The sequence below is a fragment of the Streptococcus sp. GMD4S genome (assembly GCF_000296955.1).
The window spans coordinates 1-665 of the sequence record NZ_AJRE01000367.1; the positions used below are offsets into that span (position 1 = coordinate 1).

At 43.2% G+C, this 665-nt stretch carries 1 protein-coding gene and 1 pseudogene; both read left to right on the top strand.

Translation table 11 applies throughout. The features are described from left to right. The first annotated feature begins 138 nt into the window (after positions 1 to 138). The gene (locus GMD4S_RS09945) at positions 139 to 429 is read left to right on the top strand and encodes a thiamine-binding protein (RefSeq protein ID WP_000647656.1); all 291 of its coding nucleotides are present in this window, start codon (positions 139 to 141) and stop codon (positions 427 to 429) included. Beyond that, positions 392 to 665: pseudogene (locus GMD4S_RS09950) on the top strand (ABC transporter permease); the annotation flags it as partial. The gene GMD4S_RS09945 and the pseudogene GMD4S_RS09950, both read left to right, overlap by 38 nt.

Genomic DNA, 665 nt, shown 5'->3' on the forward strand with positions numbered 1-665 from the left:
AAGTGTTAAACTTCGACCGCACCTGATCTGGGTAATGCCAGCGTAGGGAACGATACTTAGCCGAATTCTGCACCTTTTCCATATATGGCAAAGGTTTTTCTTTTTGTTCAAAAGGAAAGCCGAGAAGAGGAGGATTTTATGAAAGCAAGCATTGCCTTGCAAGTCTTTCCCCTATCACAGGGGATTGATCGAATTGCTATTATCGATCAGGTTATTGCTTATCTGCAAGCTCAGTCCGTGACCATGGTGGTGACACCCTTTGAAACGGTTTTGGAAGGAGAGTTTGATGAGCTCATGCGTATTCTCAAAGAAGCGCTTGAAGTGGCTGGGCAAGAGGCAGATAATGTCTTTGCCAATGTCAAAATAAATGTAGGAGAGATTTTAAGTATTGATGAGAAACTTGAAAAGTATACTGAGACGTCACATTAGTCTATTTGGTTTTCTAGGAGTCTTGTCAATCTGGCAGTTAGCGGGAATATTCAAACTTTTACCCAAGTTTATCCTGCCAACTCCTCTTGAAATTCTCCAGTCCTTTGTTCGTGACAGAGAATTTCTCTGGCACCATAGTTGGGCGACTTTGAGAGTGGCTTTGCTAGGTCTAGTCTTGGGAGTCTTGATTGCCTGTATCATGGCGGTGCTTATGGACAGTCTGACTTGGCTCAATG

Coding starts and splice junctions, on each gene's coding strand:
- GMD4S_RS09945 (WP_000647656.1), top strand. CDS start 139: ATGAAAGCAAGCATTGCCTTGCAAGTCTTTCCCCTATCACAGGGGATT.